The sequence below is a fragment of the Halosimplex pelagicum genome (genome assembly GCF_013415905.1).
Taxonomy (GTDB): Archaea; Halobacteriota; Halobacteria; order Halobacteriales; family Haloarculaceae; genus Halosimplex; species Halosimplex pelagicum.
The window spans coordinates 3,427,392-3,450,875 of sequence record NZ_CP058909.1 but is presented as its reverse complement, the minus strand read 5'-3'; the positions used below and the strand labels follow the sequence as shown (position 1 = coordinate 3,450,875).

Below are 23,484 nucleotides of genomic sequence, written 5' to 3'. Positions count from 1 at the left end.
CACATACACTTATTTCGGGGACGGCGAAACGCTCTCGTATCGATGGCGACGCCGCCGTTCACGCCCTTCGTCCTGCTCGCAGCGATCGTCGGGAGCGGCGTCGCCGCGTTCGTGTGGGTGTTCCGCGACACGCCGGGCGCGAAGCCGCTGTCGGCGTTCGTCGCCGGGGCGAGCCTGTTCGCGCTCGCCCAGGGGATGGCGCTGGCGTCGCCGGGACTGGCCGGGAAGCTCCAGTGGTCGAGCGCCGCCGCGACCGTCTCGGTGGTCCTCCCGGCCGCCTGGCTGGCGACGGTCCTGGCCTACACCGAGAGCGACCGGTCGCTCGGCCGCCGACGGCTGGCGCTGTTGGCCGTCGAACCCCTCGCCTTCGCCGCGCTCGTCTGGACGAACGACGCCCACGGCCTCGTCTGGGCCGACCGGTGGATCGAGACGGCCGCCGCGGGCGCGTACCTGACCGAGGAGTTCGGCCTCGGGATGTGGGCCCACGTCGGCTACTCCTACCTGCTCATCGCCGTCGGGGGGCTCGAACTCGTCCGGCTGAACTTCCGGACGACGGACTTCTTCCGTAGCCAGGGGACGGCGCTGCTGGCCGCGATGTTCGTCGCCGCGTCGCTGTGGGCCAGCTCGCTGTTCGACCTCGTCCCCCGACAGTACGACCTGGGCGGTATCGGCTTCGTCTTCGGCGGCCTCGTCATGACCGCCGCCCTGTTCCGCGGTCGCCTGCTGTCGATCACGCCGGCGACCCGACAGCTCGGTCGCGAGGCCGTCATCGACGAGATGGACGACCGGATCGTCATCCTCGACGACGAGGACCGGGTCGTCGACGTGAACCCCGCCGCCGCCCGGCTCCTCGACGTCGACCCGCAGGCGGTCGTCGGGACCCCCATCGGGACCGCCGCGCCGCGTCTCGCGTCGGCGATCGAGTCGGGGTCGGCCGGCCAGCCCGACCTCGAACTCGACGGGGCCGACGGGCGGCGCTACTACGACGTGCGCGTCTCGCGGCTCTACCGCAGTTACGGCGGAGTCGCCGGCCGCGTCGTCAGTTTCCGCGACGTGACCGACCGCCGCCAGCACGAGCAGCGCCTCGACGTGCTCAACCGCGTCCTCCGGCACAACCTCCGCAACGACTTGAACGTCGTCGCCGGCAACGCCGAGCTGCTCCGGCAGGACGTGGAGGGGTCCGACGACGTGCGCCGTCGGCTCGACCGCATCGAGGAGACCGTCGACGGCGTCGTCGCCCGCAGCGAGAAGATCGGCCACGTCTCCCGGATGGTCGACGAGGCGTGCGACCGCGAGTTCGCCGTCGCCGAGCGCGTCGACAGCCTCGCCGACGGCGTCGAGTCCGAACACGACGGCGTGACCGTCACCGTCGACCTCCCCGACGGGTTGACCGTGGTCGGCGGCCCCTGTCTGGAGCGGGCCTTCGAGGAGCTGCTGGAGAACGCCGCCGAGCACGCCGGCGACGAGCCCACCGTCGCGGTTCGGGTGAGCCACCGCGCGGACGGCTTCGTCGAGATCCGCGTCGCCGACGACGGTCCGGGGATCGAAGACCAGGAGCGGACCGTGATCGAGGCGGGCCGCGAGACGGCGCTCGAACACGGCAGCGGCGTCGGCCTCTGGCTCGTCAACTGGGTCGTCCGCGAGTGCGGCGGCTCCGTCGAGTTCGCCGACGGCGACGGCTGCACCGTCGCGCTCAGGCTCCCGCTGCCCGAGGACGCTGCCGACGCCGCGGCCGACGACACCGCCGACGAGAGCGACCGCCACCGAACCGGGATCGAGGCCCACGACTGACCGCCTGCCGGACTCCGGCAACCGATCGTCCGTCGACCGGACCGACGGAATCGCGAGCGGCGGTCCGGCCGCTGTGCGTCGTTTCGGTCGTCGTGAGAAGGGGCGGGCGCCCGTCGGTCGCGTTACTCGAAGTCCCGGCGCATCGCGATCTCGAACCAGGGGCAGAGGCGCAGTTGCCGGTACCACCGCGGGTGCTCGTACAGGCGCTCGTAGGGGACCCACATGTAGCCGCCGACCTCCTCGGGGTCGGGGTCGAGGCTCGTGTCGAGCAGCGTGGCCTTCAGCACCGCGCAGACCTCGTGTTCGACGCCCTCGTCCATGTAGTAGCGCTTGTACTCGAAGCGGTCGGTCACCCGGAGGTTGTCGTACTGGTCGGGCGTGACGCCGAGTTCCTCCTCGAGGCGCTGGCGGGTCGCCTCGACCTGCGTCTGGCCCTTTATCGGGTGGGAGGCGACGGTGCCGTCCCAGTAGGTGTCCCACAGGCGCTTTTTCGGGCTGCGCTGGGCGAGCAGGATGCGGTCGTCCTCGTCGAACAGCAGCGAGGTGAACGCGCGGTGCCGGGTGCCGTCGCCGGTGTGGGCGTCGAGGCGGTTGATCAGGCCCTGTTCCTCGTCGTTCTCGTCGACGGCGATCACCGACTGCTCGGCGTTCTCGTGGTAGTCGTCGGCTCCGTCGGCCGACGGCGCACCGCCGTCTCCGGGAGCCCCCTCGTCGTCCGTACTCATGGGAGTCACGTGGTAGAGCGGGTTCAAACAGTCTTCGACTCGCGTCGGTTGCGCCCCTCCCCGGTTCGGCCCGCGCCGCTCACCCGACGCGCTCGTCGAGGATCAGCCGCGTCTTCGTGCTCACGACCTCGTCCAGTTCGCGGGTCTGGGTGATGATCTCGTTGACCCGCTCGGTGTCCTGGGCGTCGACGACGAAGACGATGTCCTCCTCGCCGGAGACCTGCCAGACGAAGTCGACCTCGGTCCAGTCGGCGACGCGGTCGCTGATGTCGTGGGTGTCGACGCTCACGTCGACCCCGACCTCGATCATCGCCTTGACGTTCCCCGTCCGCGTCGCCACGGTGAAGCGCTCGATGACGCCGTCGTCGACCAGCGACTCCACGCGGTTGCGGACCGTCCCCTCGGAGGTCCCCACGTCGTCGGCGATCTCCGTGTACGGCGTTCGCGCGTCCCTGCGGAGGATGTTCAGGATCTCCCGGTCGAGGTCGTCCATCGAATATCTCCACCTTCCGCACCACCCCACTTGACCGTTACGAATTTCGTAACCTGGCTTCGAAAGCAAGGCTTATGCACGGAGGTGGTATACGCATCTCGTAATGACGGACGCCTACGTGGCACTGGAGGGCGGACGCGTCGTCGAGGCGCGCGCGCGCTCGCCGGGCACGACTCGCGGGGAACTGGTCTTCACGACAGCCTACACCGGATACGAGGAGAGTCTCACCGACCCCTCCTACGAGGAGCAGATCCTCACGTTCTCCTATCCGCTGATCGGCAACTACGGGGTTCGAGAGGAGCGCTTCGAGTCGGATCGCGTCCACCCGCGCGGCGTCGTCGCCCGCGACCTGACCGAGGACGTGGTCGAGTGGCTCGAGGAGGAGGGCGTCCCGGCCGTCGACAAGCTCGACACCCGCGACCTCGTGACGGAGATCCGCGACTCCGGCGCGATGAAGTGCGGCATCGCCGCGGGCGAGGACGTGACCGAGCAGGACGCGCTGGACGAGCTCGAACAGTGCGAGCACATGAGCGACCACACGGAGATCGGCGACCAGGTCACCACGCCCGAGACCGTCGTCTACAACGAGGGCGGCGACGGGCCCGACGTGGCGCTCATCGACTGCGGCGCGAAGGGTTCGATCATCACGTCGCTCGTCGAGCGCGACGCGACGGTCCACCTGATGCCCCACGACACGACCGAGGCGGAGGTCGCCGAGCTGGACCCCGACGTGCTGTTCATCTCCAACGGCCCGGGCGACCCGGAGAACTTCGACCAGGCCAACGAACTCGTCGACGACTTCGTCGGCGAGAAGCCCATCGCCGGCATCTGTCTCGGCCAGCAGGTCGTCGCCAACGCCCTGGGCGGCGAGACCGAGAAGATGGAGTTCGGCCACCGCGGCGTCAACCAGCCGGTTCGGGACCTCCGGACCGACCGCGTGGTCATGACCACCCAGAACCACGGCTACACCGTCGCCGACCCCGGTGACAACCTCGAAGTCACCCAGATCAACGTCAACGACGACACCCCGGAGGGCCTGGAGAACGACGAACTCGACATCATCACCCGCCAGTACCACCCCGAGGCCAACCCCGGCCCCAACGACTCGAAGAGCTTCTTCGACGACGTGCTGGCGATGGCCGACGAGACCGCCACGACGACGAACTGAGACGGGACCGTCCGCTCAGTTTTCGGAGCGGTCGATCGGTTTTCCGCGATACTGTATCCGCGAGTCGCTTCCCGACTCGTCTCCCTCACCGTCACTGCCCGACGGCTCACTGTCGCCCGCCGTCTCCGGATCCGAGTCCGCCGGCGGCTCGTCGGGGACACCGGGGTGGTTCTCGCGACTGATCGGCTGGCCGCGATAGGTCAGCTGGTTGGCGCCGTCGTCGGTTTCTATCTCGTCGGGCGTCTCCGTCGTGCGGTCCTCGACGTACTCCGCGGCCGCCGCGAGCAGCGACTCGCTCGTCGACCGCTTGGCCCAGCAGTGGTACTGCTTGCGCGGCGTCCGGAGGACGAATCGGTTGGCGAGCAGGCCCGTGTGGTACGAGGCTTCGACGACCGAATCGTGGGGGACCTCGACCACGCTGTCCTCCTCGTCGCCGCCGACCAGGCAGAGCGTCCGGCGGTCCGTGACCACGACCGCCGTCCCGCGGTCGCCGGCCGGCTTCGTCGTGTTGCGCTTGGTCCCCAAGCCGACGCCGCGCTTCTCGTTGGTCAGGACGTAGGCCGGCGCCTCGGTCCCGTCGAGGCGCGTGACCGGGGGCTGGTGCAGTCGCCCCTCGGGGAACGCCTCCTCGCGTCCCGCGAGGACGCCGACGGTCACGGACGCGTGGGGCGCCATCTCCGCCAGTGTCATCGCCCTGTCGAGGGGACTGCCGTCGCTCATCGACACCCTCCGGGCGGCCTCGCGCGCGTCTCGGCGGTCATCGCCTGAACGTTGTCAGCCGGTTCTTATCAGAATACGCCTACCATTCCTTGTGGACAGGGTACGTCCTAATACGTCTCGGTGGGGTGGCGGAGCGCGCCGAGCCGGCGAGGCAGTTACCGTTCCCACTCGTAGAACCACCACGACGCGCCGAGCAACAGCAGCCCCGCACCGAGCACGGAAGTGGCCGGCTCGGGGAAGACGAACAGCACGAATCCGACCAGAATGAGGAGACTCGGCTCGATCTCGTTCCAGTACTCGGAGTAGCTGGGGAAGGCCATGTGACCCCTTGAAGGCCGACCGGGAAATACGTTGACCGGTTCCCGTGCCGGGTCCGACCGTTCGGGTCCCGACCGCTCGCGGGCTACGTGACCGTGTCGCCGACCCGGACCAGCCTGACGTTGCCCAGCTGGTCGATCGTGACCCTGTACCCCGCGTAGGAGAAGGCGACCTCCATCTGCGCCTCGGGCGACGGCGGCCGCTTGAAGAGGTTCTCGACGCTGTGGTCGACCTCGCGATACAGCGACGGCAACTCCGTCGCGTCGACCCCTTCGAGTCGCGCGACCAGTTCGAGAAACTCGTTCTCGGCCGTCTCCGACCGCGGTTCGATCTGTGCCCGCACGATCCCCGGGGAGTCGCCTCCCGCCTCGTCAGCCTCGTCGAACGGCTCCTGTCCCATACACTGTGAGATACGGAGCGCCCGGGACAAGTGTAGTTGCCAACTTTCGGTCGGCTACGCGCCGGTAGCCGTGCGGTTGCTCCCCCGATAGCGCAGTCGGGTTGCGAGTTCGAGGCCACCGCACTGCGACCGGTCGCCGCGCGGGCGCGCCGCTCGCGACCCGACGGCTCGCTGTCCGGTCGTCGAGGGTGGCGGACGGAGCGCCCGGGGAGAAAAGGGGCGGCGTTCAGGCCGGCGACGGCGTCTGGACGCTGGAGATGTAGCCCGTCAGGTCGGTCGTCGAGACGATGCCGATGACGCCCTCCTCGTCGTCGACCACGGGGAGGTGGTGGATCCCGTGTTCGATCATCAGGTCGGCCGCGTCGACGATCGAGGTCTGGGCCGACGTCGTGATCACGTCCGTCGTCATGTAGCGCTCGACGGTCGTCTGGGCCTTCGGCTTGGACTTGGCGACGATGTCGACGAAGTCCGTCGTCGTGAGGATGCCCAGCAGCTGGTTGTCCTCGTCGACGACGACCAGCGACCCCACGCCGTTGTCCCGCATCTGCTCGGCGGCGTCCTCGACGAGCGTGTCGGGGCCGACCGTCTGCAGGTCCGAACTCATCAGCCGCGCGACGAAGATGTCTTCCATGGGAGTGTCTACGCGCATCCGACCCATAAACACCGGCGGTCTCGGCAGAGTGCGACGGCGTCGCGACCCGCCCCGCCCGACCCGTCCGCCGGACGGACCGAACCGCAAGTCACAGGCGCGCCCTCCCGAAAGGGGGGCCCTATGGCGTGGTATCTCCTCTTCGTCGCCGGCCTGTTCGAGATCGCCTGGGCGATCGGTCTGGAGTACTCCGAGGGGCTCAGCCGGCCGGTCCCGACCGCGGCGACCGGCGTCGCGATGCTGATCAGCGTCGTCCTCCTGGCGAAGGCCGTCGAGCACCTGCCGGTCGGCACCGCCTACGCCGTCTGGACCGGGATCGGCGCGGTGGGCACTGCAGCGCTGGGGATCGTCCTCTTCGACGAACCGCTGAGCCCCGCCCGCGTCGCGTTCGTCGGCCTCATCGTCGTCGGTATCGTCGGGCTGAACCTCACCGCGAGCGGCGCGTCCTGAAGCGGGCTGTCGGGCCGCGCGTGTCAGGTCTGCCGGTACAGCAGCGTCGCGACGCCGACCACGAGGAGGATGAGCCCCCACATCAGGTCGCCGCCGGGGAGGACGCCGAGCAGGAGCGTGACGATACCCGATGAGATCAACGACCAGCCGAGCGTGGTTCGGAAGGCCATGCGAACCGGTTGGTGGTCCGAACGGAAAGGTGTCCGGTCGGGAGTTCGATGACGCTCGGTTCGGAGTGCTCGTGTATCGGTTGTTTCTGTTCATCGTATCGTGAAACGAAGTCGTGCGAGAGTAACCGCACTCGACGGCAAGCGTTGAAAGCCCTCGGCGCGCTCGCGGCCGCTGACCGGGATATCCGCGCTCTCCGCACGGCCCGCGCGGATAGTGCCCGCTCAGGCGACTAAGATGGACGCGAGCGCACCTCGCCCTTTCAGTCCACCAGGACCATACAGCACCGCACAGCAACCGCAGACGGCCTCACACCTCCCCAGCCTCTTGCGATGCTCGCAGGCTGCGCTTCTCATCCCTCGCGCGATGCTGTCGCGACACGAGAGTCGCGACAGCACGCGCCAGCCGCACCGCTACCCCCAAATGCAACAGCCGTCACCTGCATTGAGCACGAAATCACCGCCGCTGGGAGCGGTCGAAACGGGAGAGGGAAAGAAAGCGGAGAAGTGGGAGAGGTCGGACCGCGGTCGCCGCTCAGTCCTGCTTGGGCTGGCCCCAGTACTCGTCGCGCTTGACGCGGTCGCCGACGGGCTGGACGTCCAGCGGCTCGTCGGCGGCCTCGATGGCCTCCAGCGCCGCGCGGGCGGAGGCGAGCGTCGAGAAGTAGGTGATCTCCTCCTCGACGGCGGCTTCCAGCGGCTCGCGCTGGCGCGAGACGATGAGGTCGAGTTCGCCGCTCTCGACGGCGTCGACGAACTCGTCGGTGCTGTCGAAGGTCACCAGGTCGAAGTGTTCGGCGTACTGCTCGACGAGTTCCTCGCCGGCCTCGGTCTCGCGACCGGGGAACTCGCTCTCGGAGAGGTCGACGACGGCGGTGCCTTCGAGCGGGATGGCCTTGCCGACGGACATCTGGGCCTTCTGGTAGGCCTTGCCGAACGAGTCGGCGGTGCCCATGACCTCGCCGGTCGATTTCATCTCCGGGCCGAGGCGCGGGTCCGAGCCCGGCAGGCGGTCGAACGGCAGGACGACCTCCTTGACCGAGACCTGTTCGGGCACCTGCTCGGTGACGTCGAGGTCCTCGAGCGTCTCGCCGGCCATGACCTTCGCGGCGAGCTTGGCGATCGGGACGCCGGTCGCCTTGGAGACGTACGGGACGGTACGCGAGGAACGGGGGTTCGCTTCGAGGACGTACACTTCTTCGTCCTTGACGGCCAGCTGGACGTTCATCAGCCCGACCGTGTCGAGCGCGCGGGCGATGTCCTCGGTGACCTGGCGGACCTTGCGGTTCACGTCGCGGCCGAGCGAGCGCGGCGGGATCATGCAGGCGGAGTCGCCGGAGTGGACGCCGGCGGACTCGACGTGCTCCATGATGCCGCCGATGAGGACGTTCTCGCCGTCGGAGACGGCGTCCACGTCGAGCTCGACGGCGCCTTCGAGGAACTCGTCCACGAGGATCGGTTTGTCCGGGCTGACGCGGACCGCTTCCTCGATGTACTCCTTGAGGTCCTCGTCGCTGTAGACGATGTCCATCGCGCGGCCGCCCAGGACGTAGGAGGGGCGCACGAGGACGGGGTAGCCGATCTCGTGGGCCAGGTCCAGCGCCTCCTGCTCGCTGGTCGCGGAGCCGCCCTGGGGCTGGGCGATGCCCAGGTCGTCCATGAGGCGGTTGAAGCGGTCGCGGTCCTCGGCGAGGTCCATCGCGTCGACGGCGGTGCCCATGATCTCGCAGTCGAGACCGCGGCGGTCGATCTCCGCTTCGAGCGGGTGGCCGATGTCGACGGAGGTCTGGCCGCCGAACTGGACCATCACGCCGTCGGCGCCGGTCTCCTCGACCACGTCGGCGACCTCCTCTGCGGTGATGGGCTCGAAGAACAGCCCGTCGGAGGTGTCGTAGTCGGTCGAGACCGTCTCGGGGTTGTTGTTGACGACGGTGGCGTCGATGCCCAGCTCCTCCAGCGCGCGGACCGCGTGGACCGAGCAGTAGTCGAACTCGACGCCCTGCCCGATGCGGATCGGGCCGCCACCGACGACCACGACGCTCTCGGCGTCGCGGTCGACCTGAACCTCGTTGCGGCCCAGCCCCGAGATGGGGTCACGGGAGGAGTAGTAGTACGGCGTCGTCGCCGCGAACTCGCCGGCGCAGGTGTCGACGAGCTTGAAGTCCCGATCCGAGGTCTCGGACTCGACCTCGTCGACGGTCACGTCGGGACCGGGCGCGGTGGCGGCCTCCGCCGATTCGGCCTCCGCGCCGCCGTCGGCCATCGCGGTGTCGTCGTCGGGCGCGTCGGGGCCCTCGACGGTCGGCAGCCAGGAGACGTGCGTGTCGTTGAATTCGCCGCCGGCGAGGGCGGTGATCTCCTGGTCGGTGAAGCCCACGTCCGCGGCGGCCTGGTAGTCGCCCTCGGCCGCGGCCTCGGCGGCGTCGGCGATGCGCTGGAACCGTTCGAGGTACCACTCGCGGATCTCCGTGATCTCGTTGATCTCGGAGACAGTGTAGCCCCGCGAGAACGCCTCGAAGATGGCGTAGGGGCGGTCCGGCGAGGGACGTTCGAGGTAGTGGTCCTCCAGCTCGTCGTTGAACACCGTGGAGAAGTCGACGGCCGGGTCGTACTCCGAGGAGCGCAGCGCTTTCAAGAGGGATTCCTCGAAGGTGCGGCCGATGGACATCGCTTCCCCGGTCGATTTCATCGCCGGGCCGAGCTCGAACTCCACGTCGGTGAACTTGTCCTTGGGCCACCGGGGCACCTTCGTGACCACGTAGTCGATGGCCGGCTCGAAGGCCGCGGTGGTCTGGCCGGTGATTTCGTTGTCAATCTCGTGGAGGCGCTTGCCGAGCGCGACCTTCGCAGTGACGCGAGCGATGGGGTAGCCCGTCGCCTTCGACGCGAGCGCCGACGAGCGGGAGACGCGCGGGTTCACCTCGACGACGCGGTACTCGCCGCCGGGGGTGCCGTCGTCGCGCCAGGCGAACTGGATGTTACAGCCGCCCTGGATGCCGAGTTCGCGGATCACGTCGAGGGCGGTGTCGCGCATGACCTGGTGGCCCTCGTCGGGGATGACCTGCGACGGGGTCACGACCGTGGACTCGCCCGTGTGGATGCCCATCGGGTCGAGGTTCTCCATGTTGCAGATGATGATACACGAGTCGTCTGCGTCGCGCATCACCTCGTACTCCAGCTCGATCCAGCCGTCGATGGACTCGGTGATCATCACGCGGTCGTCCCGGGAGAGACGCAGTCCCTTGCGGACGGCCTTCTTGAGTTCGTCCATGTCGTCGATGACGCCCGACCCGGCACCGCCGAGGGTGTAGGTCGTGCGCATGATCACCGGGAGGCCGCCGACGGCCTCGACGGCGTCCTCGACCTCGTCCATTGACTCGATGGTGATCGACTCGGGGACCGGCTCGCCGATGGACTCCATGCGCTGGCGGAACTGGTCGCGGTCCTCCGTCGCGTAGATGGTGTCCAGCGGCGTGCCCATCACGTCCACGTCGTGCTCCTCGAGGACGCCCTCCTCGGCGAGCTCGGCGGTGACGTTCAGGCCCGTCTGGCCGCCGAGGCCGGCGATGACCCCGTCGGGCTGTTCCTTCCGGATGATCTCCGAGATGGCTTCCGTGTTGATGGGTTCGATGTAGACGGCGTCGGCCATCTCCGGGTCGGTCATGATCGTCGCCGGGTTCGAGTTGACGAGCACGACGCGGGCGCCCTCCTCCTGGAGCGCGCGACACGCCTGCGCGCCCGAGTAGTCGAACTCGGCCGCCTGTCCGATCTTGATCGGCCCGCTCCCGATCAGCAGAATGGTACGGTCCTCGTCCTGTGTCATTACTCTGGGGGAGTCCGTTCGTCGTAATAAACCCGGCGAAAGAATGCGGAAATCGAAACGCAGTTTCGAAAATCGTACCCGACCGTCCGCGTCGCGCTTCGCCGTCGGATCGCGGAGACCGGGTCGGGGCGGACGGGCCGAATCGGCCGGCCGTCGCCGCATCGGGCGGCGGTCGGGCGTCTATCGGAGTCACGACGAGGGGACGTAAATGGACGACGATACGGCGGCAGCTGGCGGCGGCGCAGCCTCCTCCCCGGAAGGTACGGCCTCAGTTGCTGCGGTCGGTGAACTCGTAGCGGTAAGGCTGGTCGCGGATGACCTCGACCTCCCCGGACTGGGCGTGACGCCCGAGGACGGTCGCCACGCGGTGAGCGCTGTCGAACTCCTCGCCGTGGTCGTCGAGGAGGTTCAGGATCTCCCTGGCGGTCAGGGGCTCCTCCGCGTCGGCCTCCTCCAGCACCGAGCGGATGCGTTCGAAGTCGCGCTGCCGTACGCGCATACCCAACGGTACACCCTCCACCATCATTAAACGCCGTCAGACAGCCGTCAGACGGCCGATCTCCGGTAATCGCAGGACGGCACCGTCACGGGTGTGTCGGCGGCTGTCATACGTACCGCGCCACTACGTGCAACCGAACGGAACGTTTCGGACGGGCGTTCAGTACTATCGGACGACCAGTCCGCCAGCGGGACCGGCGGTCCGGCCGACGGCGGCGGACTCGACGGCGCTCGGCTCGCTCAGACCGCGGAGTCGTGTTCGGTTTCGAACTCGCGCTCCTCGCGGTACTGGTCGACGAACTCGCTCACGTCGAACTCGTGGAGCCACTCCTCGAACTGCGCGGTGGCCGCCTCGTCGTCGGCGTGGCTGACCGCGTGGTCCATCAACTCGACGACGAGTTCGACGACGACCTCGTGGAGCCGGCGGGCGTCGAAGTCCGTCAGCCACAGCATCGAGTAGCCGACCTCGCCCTGTTCGGAGAGGTCCTCGCTGACCACGGCCTCGGGGAACTCCTCCATCACGATGCCCATGACGTGAGCGGTCGTGAACTCGGGGAACTCGTCGGCGGTCTCGATGGACTCGGTGAGCACTTCCACGAGGAACTCGGGGACGAACCGACCCAGCGGATGCACGTCCATCACGACCGCGTGCGCGTCGCCGCAGGCGCAGTCGTACTCCCGCAGCCCCATGTCGAGGTCGTGGACGGCGACGGTCTCCCCGCAGGGCAACTCGATGTCTGCCCCCTGGCTCCCGGGGACGCGCGGCTCTGCCATTACCCGTTCTACCGCCGACAGCCGGTTAAAAGGCGCGGTACCGGGCGAGCGGGCGCCGCGAAACGGTCAGGGCCAGTCGTCGCGCTCGTCGTCGCCCGCGTCCTCCTCGGGCGTCTCCGGTTCGCCCAGTTCCCACTCGGCGGCCTCCGCCGCGTCGGTGACGGGGAGGTACTCCCAGCCGACCTCCTCGGCCAGTTCGGCGTCCTCGTCGTCGGACCCGACGAAGACGTGGCGCTCGGTGCCGAACTGCTGGGCGACGTTTTCGAGGCTCTCCGCCCGACTGCGCGGCCCGGAGAAGAAGTCCTGACGAATGCGGTGTTTGCGCGTGAAGTTCGTCACCACGTAGGTCGGCTGCTCGGAGACGACGCCGACGTACTCGCTCCACTTACGCGCGTCCTGGAACACCCGGTCGGGGTAGGCCAGGGCCTTCAGCGCGTCCAGATCGAAGGCGAGGGTCATGTCGCTGCTGCCGCCGCTGTCCATACTCGATAGGGGTACTGGCCCGGGGAAAACGGCTTCGATCAGGCCCCGAGCGCGTCGCTCTGGCCCGCCGGCGTCGCCGCGGCGTCGCCGCCGCCGCCGACCGCCTGCAGGTACGCGCTCGTCAGCATCGAGATCCCGAACACGACGACGACCGTCCCGGCGACCCGACCGGCCGCCCCGCTCAGGTCGCCGAGCGGGACCATCGGGACGACGAAGGTCACGACCGCCCACGTCAGCCAGAAGACGACGCCGAGCACGACCATCGGGACCGCGTTCTCCACGACCAGCGCGTAGCTCTCGGAGATCGCCTCGAAGATCCCGTCGCCCGCCAGGACGATCCGGTGGCGGACGAAGAAAAACAGGATCGTCAGTGCGATCCCCGGGATCAGGAAGAACGGGGTGGCCAGAACGATCAACACCAGCGCGATGGCGTTGGCGATCAGCGACTTCACGTACGCCCCGACCAGCCCCGACGTGATATCCGAGACCGGGACGCTGTTGGGGTCCCGCGCCGCGAACGCCCGCACGCCGACGACGTGCAACAGCTCCGCAATGAACGGCAGCGCCGCCAGCAGCGCCACCGCGACCGGGAACGACACGTCCATCCCGCTCTGTCTGACGACGTCCAGCAGCGGTAGCAGGTCCGCGTACCCCCGCTCGATCAGTTCCATCTCCACGTCCCGAAGCGTGTAGCCGCCCGTCTCCCGCAGCGCGAACTCCGCCCCCCGGGCGAAGAACGTCCGATACACCGCCGGGTTCGCCAGCCTGAACGCCAGGAACAGGACCAGCACGAACAGCCCCGGAACCGTCACCATGCGTTCGACCGCGTCCTCCAGCGTATCACCCACCGATACTGTCATGTCCCGGACTGGTTCGCTCTCTTACTTAAGCTATTCCATGTCAGTTAGCGAGACAGTACGATTCGGTGGTCGGAATCGACGGCGAGAGACGAGTCGGCAGCGAGAAAACCGAGTTCGCGGAGCGCTCGCGGCGGTGGTCGTTCGGTCGCGGAAAAAGCGTCGAGAGGCGGGTCGGCGTTACTCGGGCTTGGGCGCGGCCTCTTCGAGCTTGTCCATGTCGACGTCTTCCTCGAGCAGGAGGTCCTTGTGCTGGGCGACCTCGCGCTCCTCGCGCATGAGCTTCTTGAACTTGGACTGCTGGGAGAGGTCGCCGATGAGGACGCCGCCGACGATCTTGCCGTCGTTGAACGCGAGGCGGCGCCACTCGGTGTCGCTGTACTTGCGGGCGGCGTCGTCGTCGCCGATGGTCGGGTGGCCGAACGAGAGGAACGGGAAGTCGAAGTGGGTGATCGAGTACGAGGAGACCCAGCGGAACTCCTCGGGGTCGTCGGTCTCGCCGCCCGCTTCGATATCCTCGACCATGTTCTGGCCGGCGATCGAACCCTGTTCCTTCGCCGAGCCCCACGAGCCGTTCTGACCCATCTCGCCGAGGATGGTGTCGTAGAACCAGGTCAGGTCGCCCGCGGCGTACACGTCGTCGACGTTGGTGCGCATGTACTCGTCGGTGACGACGCCGTCGTCGTTGGTCTCGACGGGCGTGTCCTGGAGGAACTCGGTGTTGAAGCTCAGGCCGATGGCGACGCCGGCCCAGTCGCCCTCGAAGCGCTCGCCGTTGGGGTCGATGGCCGCCTCGACCTGCCCGTCGTCGTCGGTCTCGAACTCGGAGACGCCCGAGTCGAAGACGGGGGTGACCCCGCGCTCGCGCATGGCGTCGTGGAGGATCTCCGCGCCCTCCTCGTCGAGCGCGTAGCGCCACCAGCACTCGCCGCGCATCAGGTAGTTGGCCTCCAGATCCTGGGCGCCGCAGATGGCCGCCAGGTCGATGCCGAGCAGGCCGGCGCCGACGATGATGCCCTGGTCGGCCGCCTCGACGTTCTCCTTGATCGAGCGGGCGTCCTGGAACGTCCAGAAGTGGTCGATCCCGTCGGCGTCGGCGTTGTCGATGCCGAAACTCGCCAGGCTGGCGGGCGTCCCGCCCGTCGCCACGAGTAGCTTGTCGTACTCGTAGACGGTGCCCTCGTGAGTGTGGATCTCGTTGGCCTCCGTGTCGATCGTCGTGACGTGCGTGTTGAGCTGGAGGTCGATGTCCCGCTCCTCGTACCACTCGGGCTCGTGGATCGAGATGGGCGCCTCGGGCAGTTTGCCCTTGGCGAACTCCTTGATCAGGATGCGGTTGTACAGCGCCTCACCCTCATCGGTGATGACGGTGATGTCCGCGTCGGGGTCCTCCTCGCGAATCGTCTCCGCTGCCGAACTCCCCGCGATGCCATCACCGATGATGACGTGGGATGCGCTCATGCCCAGGGTGTTCGTAACCGTGGTTAATGTGGGTTGCTATCTCTCCATGCGGTTGATTGGCAAACACATTCCCTCGAACGGAAATTCTGATCGTCCCGGCATGTCGAACGGTCACGGGAACCGAAACCGGTAGCGGATCGCCGATCCGGTCGGCGTTCGGGCGCGTCGTCGGTCGGTGCGCACCCGAGACGTTGAATACGGTAGGGTCCAAAGCGTCTGGCAACGATGAAGATACGCCAGAACGTCCGCCACTTCGCCGCCAAGCAGGCGCTGACGCTCCCGGTCGTCGGAGAGAAGGTCAACGACCGGCTCGTCGGGATGCACACGGACATCTTCGCCGAGAAGGCCGACGCCGGGCGCCGCGAGGAGCGACGGGACCACCTCGACGACTTCTTCGACGCGACCATGGACACCTACGTCGCCGCGCTCGAGGACGGCTTCCCCGAAGCCGAAGCCAGGGAGATCACCCACGTCCAGGCCAACTTCGACTTCTACAACCACGGCTGGACCGAGATGATGGAGTTCCCGAGCGACGAACTCGGCGACCACTACGACCGCTACCGCGACTTCTTCGAGCGCTACGGCATCACGATCGACGACCCGCTCGGCGAGTTCGCCCCCGAGAACGGCGTCGCCGAGGCTCCCTCCACCCCCGAGAAGCTCGACGACCCCGAACACCCCTACGCCGAGGGCGGGTTCGCAGACGACGTGTACGTCGAGACCCCCGACGGCGAACTCGTGGTCGGCGGGCAGGACGAACCCGAGGACGTGGACGTGGAGGAGGCGCCGGGCGTCGACGGCCAGGACGCCGAGGCGTAACGATACCGGCGTAACGCGCTATCCGTCTCGGCGAGTGGTTCCGACCGCGACTAGCGCGACCAGCGCCGCGAGGGAGCCGAACCCGGGACCGGTCCCGGTCGTGGTCGTCCCCGGCGACGGCTCCGGTTCGGCCGCGGGCGTCGCCGGCCCCGACCCGGTCGTCTCCGTCGCCGTCGGCCCGGTCGCCGTCGCCGCCGAACCATCGGTTTCAGTCGTCGTCGAGCCGGCGGTCCTCGTGTCGGCCCCGTCGGCGGTCGCTGATTCGGTCGTTCCACCCGGGGCGCCGGTCGTCGGCGTGGTCGTCTCCGGAGGTGTCGGCGTCGGCGTGGTCGTCGCCCGCGACGCGGGCTCTCTCGGTGTCCCCGGGGAGGGCGGCGCGAAGCCCGTCTCGGCGACGGCGTCCCCCGACGTGGCGTACGGTCGGTCGACGGAGACGTTGTCGAACCAGCGGTTCTGATTCCGGTCGCGGTGGACGACGGCGACGAGCGGGTCCGCGCTCTCGGTCGGATACCCGACGTACACCGGGACCGCCTCGTGGCTACCGGACGACAGATACCCCGAGACGCCCGCGACCGGGCCGGTCGGACTCCCTCTGTGGAGGACGACGAACCCGCCCCGCGAGAGCGTGGCGTCGACCGTGACGGCGCCGTAACTCCCAGAGGCGTTTCGTTCCGTGTCTCTGACCTCGACGTTCCCGGTCGGAGCCGTCACGACGACGGTCGTCGACTCGGGCGGGTCGTGGCCTTCTCTGTCCAGAATGTTGCGGTCGTCGAAGCGGACTGTCGCGTTCAGGACGGTTCCGTTCGAGACGCCGCTCAGGTCGAACGCCGCCGAGAACGTCCCGTCCGCCGCGACGGTGGCCGTCGCCCGGCGGGCGACCCACTCGTCCGTGTCCGACGAGGTGAGGTCGCTCCGGAGGACGACGGTGACGTCCAGCCCGGGCCGGACGTTCGTCACGCCACGGAGCGTCTGATTCGGCGCCGAGTCGACGTAGACCCGCTCTCGCTGCTCGTCGTCGTACCGGATCTCGGCGGACCGGATCCGGACGCCGAGATCCCGCGTCGCGACGACGCGCTCGTCGCCCGCCGTCAGGTTCGACCCGCCGGCCAGCGTCACGTTCGCGCGGAACTCGTCGTATCTGACGAGTTCGGGCGGATACTCCGGATTCGGCTGCGAGACGTTCCGGTCGACCTGCGGACCCGACGAGTACGCGTACGTGACCTCGACGCGGTCCGTGTCCACGACGACGTACGTCGTGTCGTTGCCGGCGTCGACGAACGCGCGCGTCGCGTTCGGATACGGGTCGATCCACTTCGGGTTCCGCATGGGGCCGTGGCTGACGTCCTCGAAGGTCAGGTTCGCCGCCGGCGTCCCGAACACGTCGAGAAACGCCGCGGTCGCGTTCCCGTCGCCGAGTCGGTCGGCCAGGCCGGCGTGCGCGATCTCCACGACGAACGGGTCGCCGACCGTGAAGTTCGCCTCCGCGGGGAGGCGTCCGGCTGCAACCTGGCGGCGGACGGCGGTAGTCGAGTCCAGCGCCTCGAACTCGACGCGCGCGCCAGTCCGGAGCGTCAGGTTCGGGTCGTCGCTCTGGGCCACCGCCCGGTCGGCCGCTCCGTCGGACGGCGGTGCCGGCACCGGTGTTGCCTCGCCGCCTGCGGGGACGGCGGCGACGGCCATCGCCGCCGCGACGAACACCGCTATCGAGAACCCGGTCGCCTTCGTGGAGGGCATCGTTCGAGCGCCCGGCCGGCCGGGATAAATGTCTTCTGTCGGAACGGTTTTGTCCAGCGCGGGCGATCCGCCGACGATGCCCTCCGAACAGTTTCGCCGACGGTTCCTCGGCTCGCTCGCCGGCGTCGCGAGCGTCGGGACGGCCGCCGCCCTCGCGCGCTCCGAGTCGACCGGCGACAGAGACGCCGCCGACGACTCCGGTCCGGGCGATACCGACGGGCGCGGCGGCGGCGAGCGCGGGACGATGGCGACGACCGCCGGCGGGTCGCCGCGCGTGGTCTGGTCGGAGACGTTCGGGACGACGGACGACCGGCCGGTCGGTGCGGTATCCGCACACGGCGACGGCGTCGCGCTGCTGATCAGTCCGCGGGAGACCGACTACGGGCTGCGACTGGTCCGGTTCCTGCCCGACGGGAGTCGGCAGTGGGACCGCCGTCTCGACGCGCCTGAGTGGTACAGCGGCGAGCTCGTCCGCGCCGACGACGGGTACGTCGCCGTCGTCCGCGCGAGCGATGAGGAGCGGCCGTGGCTCCTGTCGCTCGGGTCCGACGGCGAACGTCGATGGGACCGGTACGTCGAGCTGGACGACGCGCTCGAACCCAACTCGACCGCGGCCGGTCGGCGGCCGGGCGGCGGCGTCGTCCTCGGCGGCGGCATGGGCGAAGACGAGGGCCGGGTCACCTGGGTCCTCGGGACCGACTCGGACGGCGACCGGGAGTGGCTCCGCACGTACGACACCCACGGTTTCAGGGTCATGGACGTCGCCGCCCGTCACGACGGCGGGTACCTCCTCGTCGGGGAGTCCGACCCGCACGCGGTCGAGGGGACGCTCCCGTTCGTCCTCGCGACCGACGAGTCGGGGCGCGAACAGTGGCGGCGGACGCTCGGCGGCTACGCCGAGGAGTGCATCGGCGTCCTCGCTCGCCCGGACGGCGCCGTCCTCCTCGGCCGGATCTACGACCACGACAGGCAGGAGGCGGTGCTGTCGACCGTCGACGACCGCGGCTTCCCCGTCTGGCGACGCGCCTTCGAAGGGGTCGAACCGAGAGACCTCGTCGATACCGGCGACGGGTTCGCGGTCGCGGCCGCCAGCGGTCTCCACGGTACCGACCGACTCGGCCGACGACGCTGGGACCGGGACTTCGAGTACGAGGATCTCACGGTCGCGGCCGTCGCCGGCGACCGGCTGTTCGTCGCAGGGCAGGTCGACTCCGTGGGCCGGCTCGGGGGCCCCGAGATGTGGGCCGCCGGCGTCTCACTGACGACCGCGTAGCCGCCGGTCGACGGTCACCGGCGCGTCGTCACTGTTCGGTGATCAGATCCGCGCAGGCGTAGCCCGCCTCGATGCCGCCGTTGAGCGACCGTTCGGGGTACTGCGCGCGGGAGGCCATCCCCGCGTAGTAGACCCCCTCGGCGACCTCCGCACCGAGGTCGTACGGCACGACCATGTCGAGATACCCCCGCTCGTAGATGGGGGCCGTCCGCGGGTTGCGCGCCGTCTGCACCCAGTTGACGCCGTCGCGGTCGAAGCCGGGGAACATGTCGCCGATCCCCTCGGCCCAGTGGTCCTCGACCTCCTCGTTCGACATCTCCCAGAGGTCCTCCTCGGGGCTCTGGATGTAGCTGGCCGTGTAGTAGAGGTGTTCGCCGCCGTACCGTTCCGGCGGCACGAAGTTCGTGTGCTCGATGAACACGCCGAACGGCGCCTCGTCCTTGATGTTCAGCCAGTAGGTGTCCGACAGCGACTCCTCCATGCTCCAGACCGAACAGACCGTGCCCTGGAAGTCGATCTCGCAGGGGTAGCCCGTCAGGTCTTCGAGGACGTTCGGCATCGCCGCGACGACGACGGCGTCGACCTCGTGGGTCTCGGTCGCCCCGTCGCGCTCGACGGTGATCGACTCGACCGTCGAGTCGGTGCCGGCCGTCGATGTCGCGCCCGCGACCGCCGCACCGCCGTCGGCCGCCGCGCCGGCGCCCGTCCCGATCTCGGTCACGCGCGCGCCGGTCGTGACGTTCTCCTCGCCGACGGCGCCGTAGAGTTCGTCCAGCAGGACGCCGAACCCGCCCTCCAGATAGCCCAGCTGCTCGCCGCGGATCACGTCGCGCTCGCCGCGGAACTTCACGCGACCGAGCAGCCACGCCGCCGACACGTCCTCCTTGCGCGAGCCGAACTTGGCGTCCAGCAGCGGCTCCCAGAAGGACTCGTAGACGTGGCGGGTGGTGTGGTCGAGCAGGAACTCCTTGATGGGCACGTCCTCGAAGTCGGTGATGTCGTCGTAGGTGTCGAACTTCGGCCAGCCGCCGCGCACGTCGATCTCCTTGACGAGCATCGCGAGGCGGAACTTGTCGTAGATAGAGAGGTGCGGGTAGGCGAGGATCTCCCAGGCCTTCTCCATGGGGTGGACGACCCCGTCGACGTAGTACGAATCGGTCTTGTAGCGCCACTCCAGGTCGTCGCCGAGGCCCAGCTCGTCGATCAGCTCGACGATGGTCCCCTCGGAGGCCGAGAGGTGGTGGTAGAACTTCTCGATGGGGTCGCCCGCGGTCTCGTAGACGGCGGCCAGCCCGCCCACGTCGTCGCTCGCCTCGAACACCTGGACCTCGCGACCGCGTTGCTGGAGGCGATACGCGGCCGCGAGGCCGGCGACGCCGCCGCCGACGACTCCGATCATACGTCCCGTTCCGCCGTGATCGGAAAAGCCCTTTCGCTCGGTCGACCCCGTCGACTCGGCGGCCGCTCGCTCGTCGAGGGGTCACTCCCCGGCGGACAGCTCGGGAGACTCCTCGGCGAGCTGGAACTCCAGCACGACGACGGTGCCGCGGGACTCGCGGTCGACCTCCCCGCCGGCGGGACGCAGCCCCTCGCCGTCCTCGAACCAGACGTTGCCGTTGTACAGGTCCATCATCACCGAGACGAAGTAGAGCCCGAACCCGTGGGCGGTCTGGCTGGTCGCCATCTCCCGCTGGAAGACCTGCGTCTGCATCTCCTCGGAGAGCCCCGGGCCGTCGTCGGCGATCCGGACCTGGACCCACTCGCCCATCGGCTCGGTCGTGACCCGGACCCGCGGTCGGGAGCTGTCGTTGTGTTCGACCGCGTTCGAGAGGACCCCCTCCACCACGTCGGCCACGAGGTCGTTGGCGGCGACGGTCAGGCCGTCGGCCACGTCGGACTCGACGGCCACGTCGTAGCGCCCCGAGAGCGCGTCGACCTCCTCGCGGAGGACCGTCGAGAGGTCGACCCGTTCGAGCCGCTTGTCCTCGCTGGCGGTCACGGTGTCGTTGACCGCGCGGATCTTCTCGGTCATGTCCGTCAGGTCCGAACACCACGTCCGGATCGTCCCGAGTTTCTCGGCGTCGCCGTCGCCGACGCGCGTCTGGAGGTGCTGGGCGTGGCCGTCGATGACCAGCATGGCGTTGCGGATGTTGTGCCGGAGGACGCCGTTGAAGAACTCGATCTGTTTGTTGCGTCGCTCGACGGCGATCCGGCTGGCACGCAGTTCCTCCTCGTACTCGATGCGCGTCAACGCCGTCTCGGTCGTTCGCGCGAGGATCCCTCCCAGCTGTTCGTCCGTCTCGGTGTACCCCTCGCCCTCGTCGGTCCCGATGACGAGGACGCCGTGGTCGCCCAGCGGCAGGAACAGCGCGGACGCCGACCCGAACGCGTAGGGCCCGATCACGAGGTCGCGCTCCCCCTCGAAGGCCGCGAGTTCGCCGTCCTCGAAGGTCGTCCAGAGCGGTCCCGACTCCCGCGGAACCCGGATCGACTCGTCGGGCCCGACGCGGAGTTCCGCCGCCAGCCGGTCGGTGACCGCCTCGGAGACGAGCGCGTCCGTCGCCTCGTCGTACCGGAACAGCGCCGCGTAGGGCTGGTCGTGGACGTCGCTGGCGAACCGGACCGCGATGTCGGCGACCTCGGCCGCGGTCCGCGCGCCGATGAACCGCTGGGTGGCCGCCTGCATCGCCGTCAGCTGGTCGAGCCGGCGCTGCTGGTCGGACACGTCCCGCAGGTGGACGAGCCGGCCCTTCGCGACCCCGTACTGGTCCTCGACGGTGGTCACCCCGATCGAGAACGACGACATCTCCCGGTCGTAGCCGGGCGCGTCGACGGTGACCTGCGCGCCGTCGGCCAGCCGCTCGGCGAACCCGTCGGCGACCGCGTCGGCGTGGCGCCCCGAGAGGTCGCCGTCGTCGACGAGGCGCTCGGCGGCCGGGTTGTGGTCGATCACTACGTCGTCGTCGCCGAGGATCACCACCGGGTCCTCGAGCTCCTCGGCGAGCAGGTCCGTCGCGACGGGCGCGACCCCCTGGAAGTCGTAGCGGAAGAGGACGAGTCCCGCGACGACCCCGTGGACGGCGAACATCGCCGGTCCGACCGAGATCCCGGGGTGGACACCCCCCGCGACGGAGACCACGACGGTCCCCGCGGTCGGGAACAGCCCCCCGAGGACTAGCGCGCCCGTCTCGGCCCGGTAGACGTTCCGCGAGTCCAGCAGGAACGCGACGAGGAGGAGGTAGCCGGCGAGTACCAGGGCGTAGGCGACCAGCGAGTACGCTGCGAACGGGAGTGACTCGGCCGATGCGGGCGCGGTGACCCCGTTCTCGGTGACGATCCGGACCGGAGCGAGCGCGACCCCGTGGACCGGAGCGGTCAGCCGGACGAGCGAATAGGCCGTCAGCGGCGTCCACAGCGCGACCAGCCGGCCCGGCGTCAGCCACTCGCGGTGGCCGGCGTAGACGACGGCGAACACCAGCCACAGCATCGGGATCTGCGAGGCGACCGCGCCGGCGAGGAGGTGCGCGCCCCTCGCTATCTCCGCCGACGGCGCCAGCAGGACCGCGACCTGCAGGAGCGCCCAGCCGCCGGCCGCGAGCGACAGCCAGCCGAACGCCCGCGCGCCCGGCCGCTCCCGGTTGCGGTAGGCCACCGCCGCGAGCGCGAGTTCGACGACGCCCCCGACCGCCGTCGCGGCGACCACCGAGACGAGCGCCTCACCAGCCATCTGACGCGTTCACGAACCCGTAGTTTCAACTTGTTCGTATTATGCGTTGTGTCGCATTATCGTCCGAGACAACGCCAGGGTCGGGTCCCGGCGCGACGCGCTCGCCCGGCTCCGGCACGCTCCTCGGCTCCGTCCCCGTACTCCGCTACCTTTTTGCCCGCACTCGCGGAAATCGCTGGATATGGTGACGGTGCGGGCGCCGGCGACGAGCGCGAACCTGGGGAGTGGCTTCGACGTGTTCGGCGTGGCGCTGGACAGACCGGCCGACGTGGTCCGGGTCCGGCGGGCCCCCGAGACCACCATCGACGTGACCGGAGCCGGGAGCCAGTTCATCCCCGAGGACCCCGCGGACAACACCGTCGGCGCCGTCGCGGAGGCGCTCGACGCCCCCGCGCACATCGAGATCGACAAGGGCGTCCGCCCCGCCTCGGGCCTGGGTTCCTCGGCCGCCTCCGCCGCGGCCGCCGCGGTCGCGCTCAACGAGCTCTACGACCGCGGGCTCACCCGGAAGGAACTCGTGCCCATCGCCGCGGAAGGCGAGGCCGTCGTCTCCGGCGACGCCCACGACGACAACGTCGCCCCCGCGATCCTCGGCGGGTTCACGATCGCCACCCCCGACGGCATCGCGAAGGTCGACGCCGACATCTCGCTCGTGACCTGTCTCCCGGACATCGTCGTCTCGACCCGCGACGCGCGCGAGGTCGTCCCCGACGGCGCCCGCGTCGCCGACATGGTCGAGACCGTCGGCAACGCCGCGACCCTGACGACGGGTATGCACCGCTCGGACCCCGAACTCGTCGGCCGCGGCATGGAGGACTCGGTCGTCACCCCCGCCCGCGCCGAGCTCATCGACGGCTACAGCGAGGTCCGGCAGGCCGCCTTCGACGCCGGCGCCACCGGCGTCACCATCAGCGGCGCCGGGCCGAGCGTCATCGCCGCCTGCTACGAGACCGACCGGCGCGCCATCGCTTCCGCTATGGTCGACGCCTTCGACGAGAGAGGCGTCGACGCCCGCGTCTACCAGACGGAGATCGGCGAGGGCGCCACCTTCCACTGACGCGACCACCGCTGTTCGAGACGTTCGCCCCGCTCGCGCCGACGGTCGGCCGCGGAACCCCGGCGAGCGATCCGGAGGCGCGCTCGCACGGCCCCCG

Annotated in this window: 22 protein-coding genes; 6 read left to right on the top strand and 16 right to left on the bottom strand. The window is 69.3% G+C overall.

The features are described from left to right. The first annotated feature begins 42 nt into the window (after positions 1–42). Entirely contained in the window at positions 43–1,791 is a 1,749-nt protein-coding gene (locus HZS54_RS17320; protein ID WP_179918333.1) for a histidine kinase N-terminal 7TM domain-containing protein, read from the top strand. 122 nt (positions 1,792–1,913) lie between these two features. On the opposite strand, the gene HZS54_RS17315 is transcribed toward HZS54_RS17320, so the two are convergent. Both HZS54_RS17315 and HZS54_RS17310 read right to left on the bottom strand, forming a co-directional pair. Next, positions 1,914–2,516 carry an NUDIX hydrolase gene (locus HZS54_RS17315; protein WP_179918332.1) on the bottom strand — a complete coding sequence of 201 codons (603 nt, stop codon included), beginning with the start codon at positions 2,514–2,516 and terminating at the stop codon, positions 1,914–1,916. A 79-nt stretch (positions 2,517–2,595) separates the two neighbouring features. Then, complete coding sequence (locus tag HZS54_RS17310; protein WP_179908153.1) at positions 2,596–3,009, bottom strand: Lrp/AsnC family transcriptional regulator; 414 nt, start codon at positions 3,007–3,009, stop codon at positions 2,596–2,598. 103 nt (positions 3,010–3,112) lie between these two features. On the opposite strand from HZS54_RS17310, the gene carA reads away from it, so the two are divergent. After that, entirely contained in the window at positions 3,113–4,177 is a 1,065-nt protein-coding gene (carA, locus tag HZS54_RS17305; RefSeq protein WP_179918331.1) for a glutamine-hydrolyzing carbamoyl-phosphate synthase small subunit, read from the top strand. Positions 4,178–4,192: 15 nt separating this feature from the next. Here the strand turns inward: carA and HZS54_RS17300 are convergent, their stop codons facing one another. From HZS54_RS17300 to HZS54_RS17285, 4 genes are all read right to left on the bottom strand, one after another. Then, a complete protein-coding gene (locus tag HZS54_RS17300; protein WP_246391678.1) occupies positions 4,193–4,897 on the bottom strand; it encodes a PH domain-containing protein in 705 nt (234 codons plus the stop codon). A 155-nt stretch (positions 4,898–5,052) separates the two neighbouring features. Beyond that, positions 5,053–5,217: a hypothetical protein gene (locus HZS54_RS17295; RefSeq protein ID WP_179918330.1), complete on the bottom strand. Its 165-nt coding sequence runs from the start codon at positions 5,215–5,217 to the stop codon at positions 5,053–5,055. Positions 5,218–5,300: 83 nt separating this feature from the next. Next, the gene (locus HZS54_RS17290) at positions 5,301–5,615 is read right to left on the bottom strand and encodes a HalOD1 output domain-containing protein (protein WP_179918329.1); all 315 of its coding nucleotides are present in this window, start codon (positions 5,613–5,615) and stop codon (positions 5,301–5,303) included. Between the two features lie 226 nt (positions 5,616–5,841). Next, positions 5,842–6,246, bottom strand: a complete 405-nt coding sequence (locus tag HZS54_RS17285) for a CBS domain-containing protein (RefSeq protein WP_179918328.1) — start codon at positions 6,244–6,246, stop codon at positions 5,842–5,844. A 141-nt stretch (positions 6,247–6,387) separates the two neighbouring features. Here HZS54_RS17285 and sugE point away from each other — a divergent pair, with 141 nt between their 5' ends. Then, positions 6,388–6,714, top strand: coding sequence for a quaternary ammonium compound efflux SMR transporter SugE (gene sugE / locus HZS54_RS17280; protein WP_179918327.1), 327 nt, complete (start codon positions 6,388–6,390; stop codon positions 6,712–6,714). A gap of 23 nt (positions 6,715–6,737) precedes the next feature. On the opposite strand, the gene HZS54_RS17275 is transcribed toward sugE, so the two are convergent. The 7 genes from HZS54_RS17275 to HZS54_RS17245 form a co-directional block, all read right to left on the bottom strand. After that, positions 6,738–6,884, bottom strand: a complete 147-nt coding sequence (locus HZS54_RS17275; RefSeq protein ID WP_179918326.1) for a hypothetical protein — start codon at positions 6,882–6,884, stop codon at positions 6,738–6,740. 532 nt (positions 6,885–7,416) lie between these two features. After that, a complete protein-coding gene (gene carB / locus HZS54_RS17270) occupies positions 7,417–10,704 on the bottom strand; it encodes a carbamoyl-phosphate synthase large subunit (protein WP_179918325.1) in 3,288 nt (1,095 codons plus the stop codon). A 268-nt stretch (positions 10,705–10,972) separates the two neighbouring features. After that, entirely contained in the window at positions 10,973–11,203 is a 231-nt protein-coding gene (locus HZS54_RS17265; RefSeq protein WP_179918324.1) for a hypothetical protein, read from the bottom strand. A gap of 239 nt (positions 11,204–11,442) precedes the next feature. Next, complete coding sequence (locus tag HZS54_RS17260; protein WP_179918323.1) at positions 11,443–11,976, bottom strand: DUF5815 family protein; 534 nt, start codon at positions 11,974–11,976, stop codon at positions 11,443–11,445. Between the two features lie 66 nt (positions 11,977–12,042). Continuing rightward, complete coding sequence (locus HZS54_RS17255; protein WP_179918322.1) at positions 12,043–12,459, bottom strand: DUF7124 domain-containing protein; 417 nt, start codon at positions 12,457–12,459, stop codon at positions 12,043–12,045. A 38-nt stretch (positions 12,460–12,497) separates the two neighbouring features. Further along, positions 12,498–13,319 carry a hypothetical protein gene (locus HZS54_RS17250; protein ID WP_179918321.1) on the bottom strand — a complete coding sequence of 274 codons (822 nt, stop codon included), beginning with the start codon at positions 13,317–13,319 and terminating at the stop codon, positions 12,498–12,500. A gap of 177 nt (positions 13,320–13,496) precedes the next feature. Next, on the bottom strand, positions 13,497–14,777 hold the full coding sequence (locus HZS54_RS17245; protein ID WP_179918320.1) for an NAD(P)/FAD-dependent oxidoreductase: 1,281 nt from the start codon (positions 14,775–14,777) through the stop codon (positions 13,497–13,499). Between the two features lie 225 nt (positions 14,778–15,002). Between HZS54_RS17245 and HZS54_RS17240 the strand changes: the two genes are divergently transcribed. After that, on the top strand, positions 15,003–15,596 hold the full coding sequence (locus HZS54_RS17240; protein WP_179918319.1) for a DUF6149 family protein: 594 nt from the start codon (positions 15,003–15,005) through the stop codon (positions 15,594–15,596). Between the two features lie 18 nt (positions 15,597–15,614). Here HZS54_RS17240 and HZS54_RS17235 read toward each other — a convergent pair whose 3' ends face one another. Continuing rightward, a complete protein-coding gene (locus HZS54_RS17235) occupies positions 15,615–17,330 on the bottom strand; it encodes a DUF7282 domain-containing protein (RefSeq protein ID WP_179918318.1) in 1,716 nt (571 codons plus the stop codon). A 76-nt stretch (positions 17,331–17,406) separates the two neighbouring features. Here HZS54_RS17235 and HZS54_RS17230 point away from each other — a divergent pair, with 76 nt between their 5' ends. Then, entirely contained in the window at positions 17,407–18,603 is a 1,197-nt protein-coding gene (locus tag HZS54_RS17230) for a hypothetical protein (RefSeq protein WP_179918317.1), read from the top strand. 28 nt (positions 18,604–18,631) lie between these two features. On the opposite strand, the gene HZS54_RS17225 is transcribed toward HZS54_RS17230, so the two are convergent. Further along, entirely contained in the window at positions 18,632–20,002 is a 1,371-nt protein-coding gene (locus tag HZS54_RS17225) for an NAD(P)/FAD-dependent oxidoreductase (protein ID WP_179918316.1), read from the bottom strand. 81 nt (positions 20,003–20,083) lie between these two features. Further along, positions 20,084–22,330 carry a sensor histidine kinase gene (locus tag HZS54_RS17220; RefSeq protein ID WP_179918315.1) on the bottom strand — a complete coding sequence of 749 codons (2,247 nt, stop codon included), beginning with the start codon at positions 22,328–22,330 and terminating at the stop codon, positions 20,084–20,086. Between the two features lie 181 nt (positions 22,331–22,511). On the opposite strand from HZS54_RS17220, the gene HZS54_RS17215 reads away from it, so the two are divergent. Next, positions 22,512–23,387, top strand: a complete 876-nt coding sequence (locus HZS54_RS17215) for a homoserine kinase (protein ID WP_179918314.1) — start codon at positions 22,512–22,514, stop codon at positions 23,385–23,387. Positions 23,388–23,484: the final 97 nt, after the last annotated feature.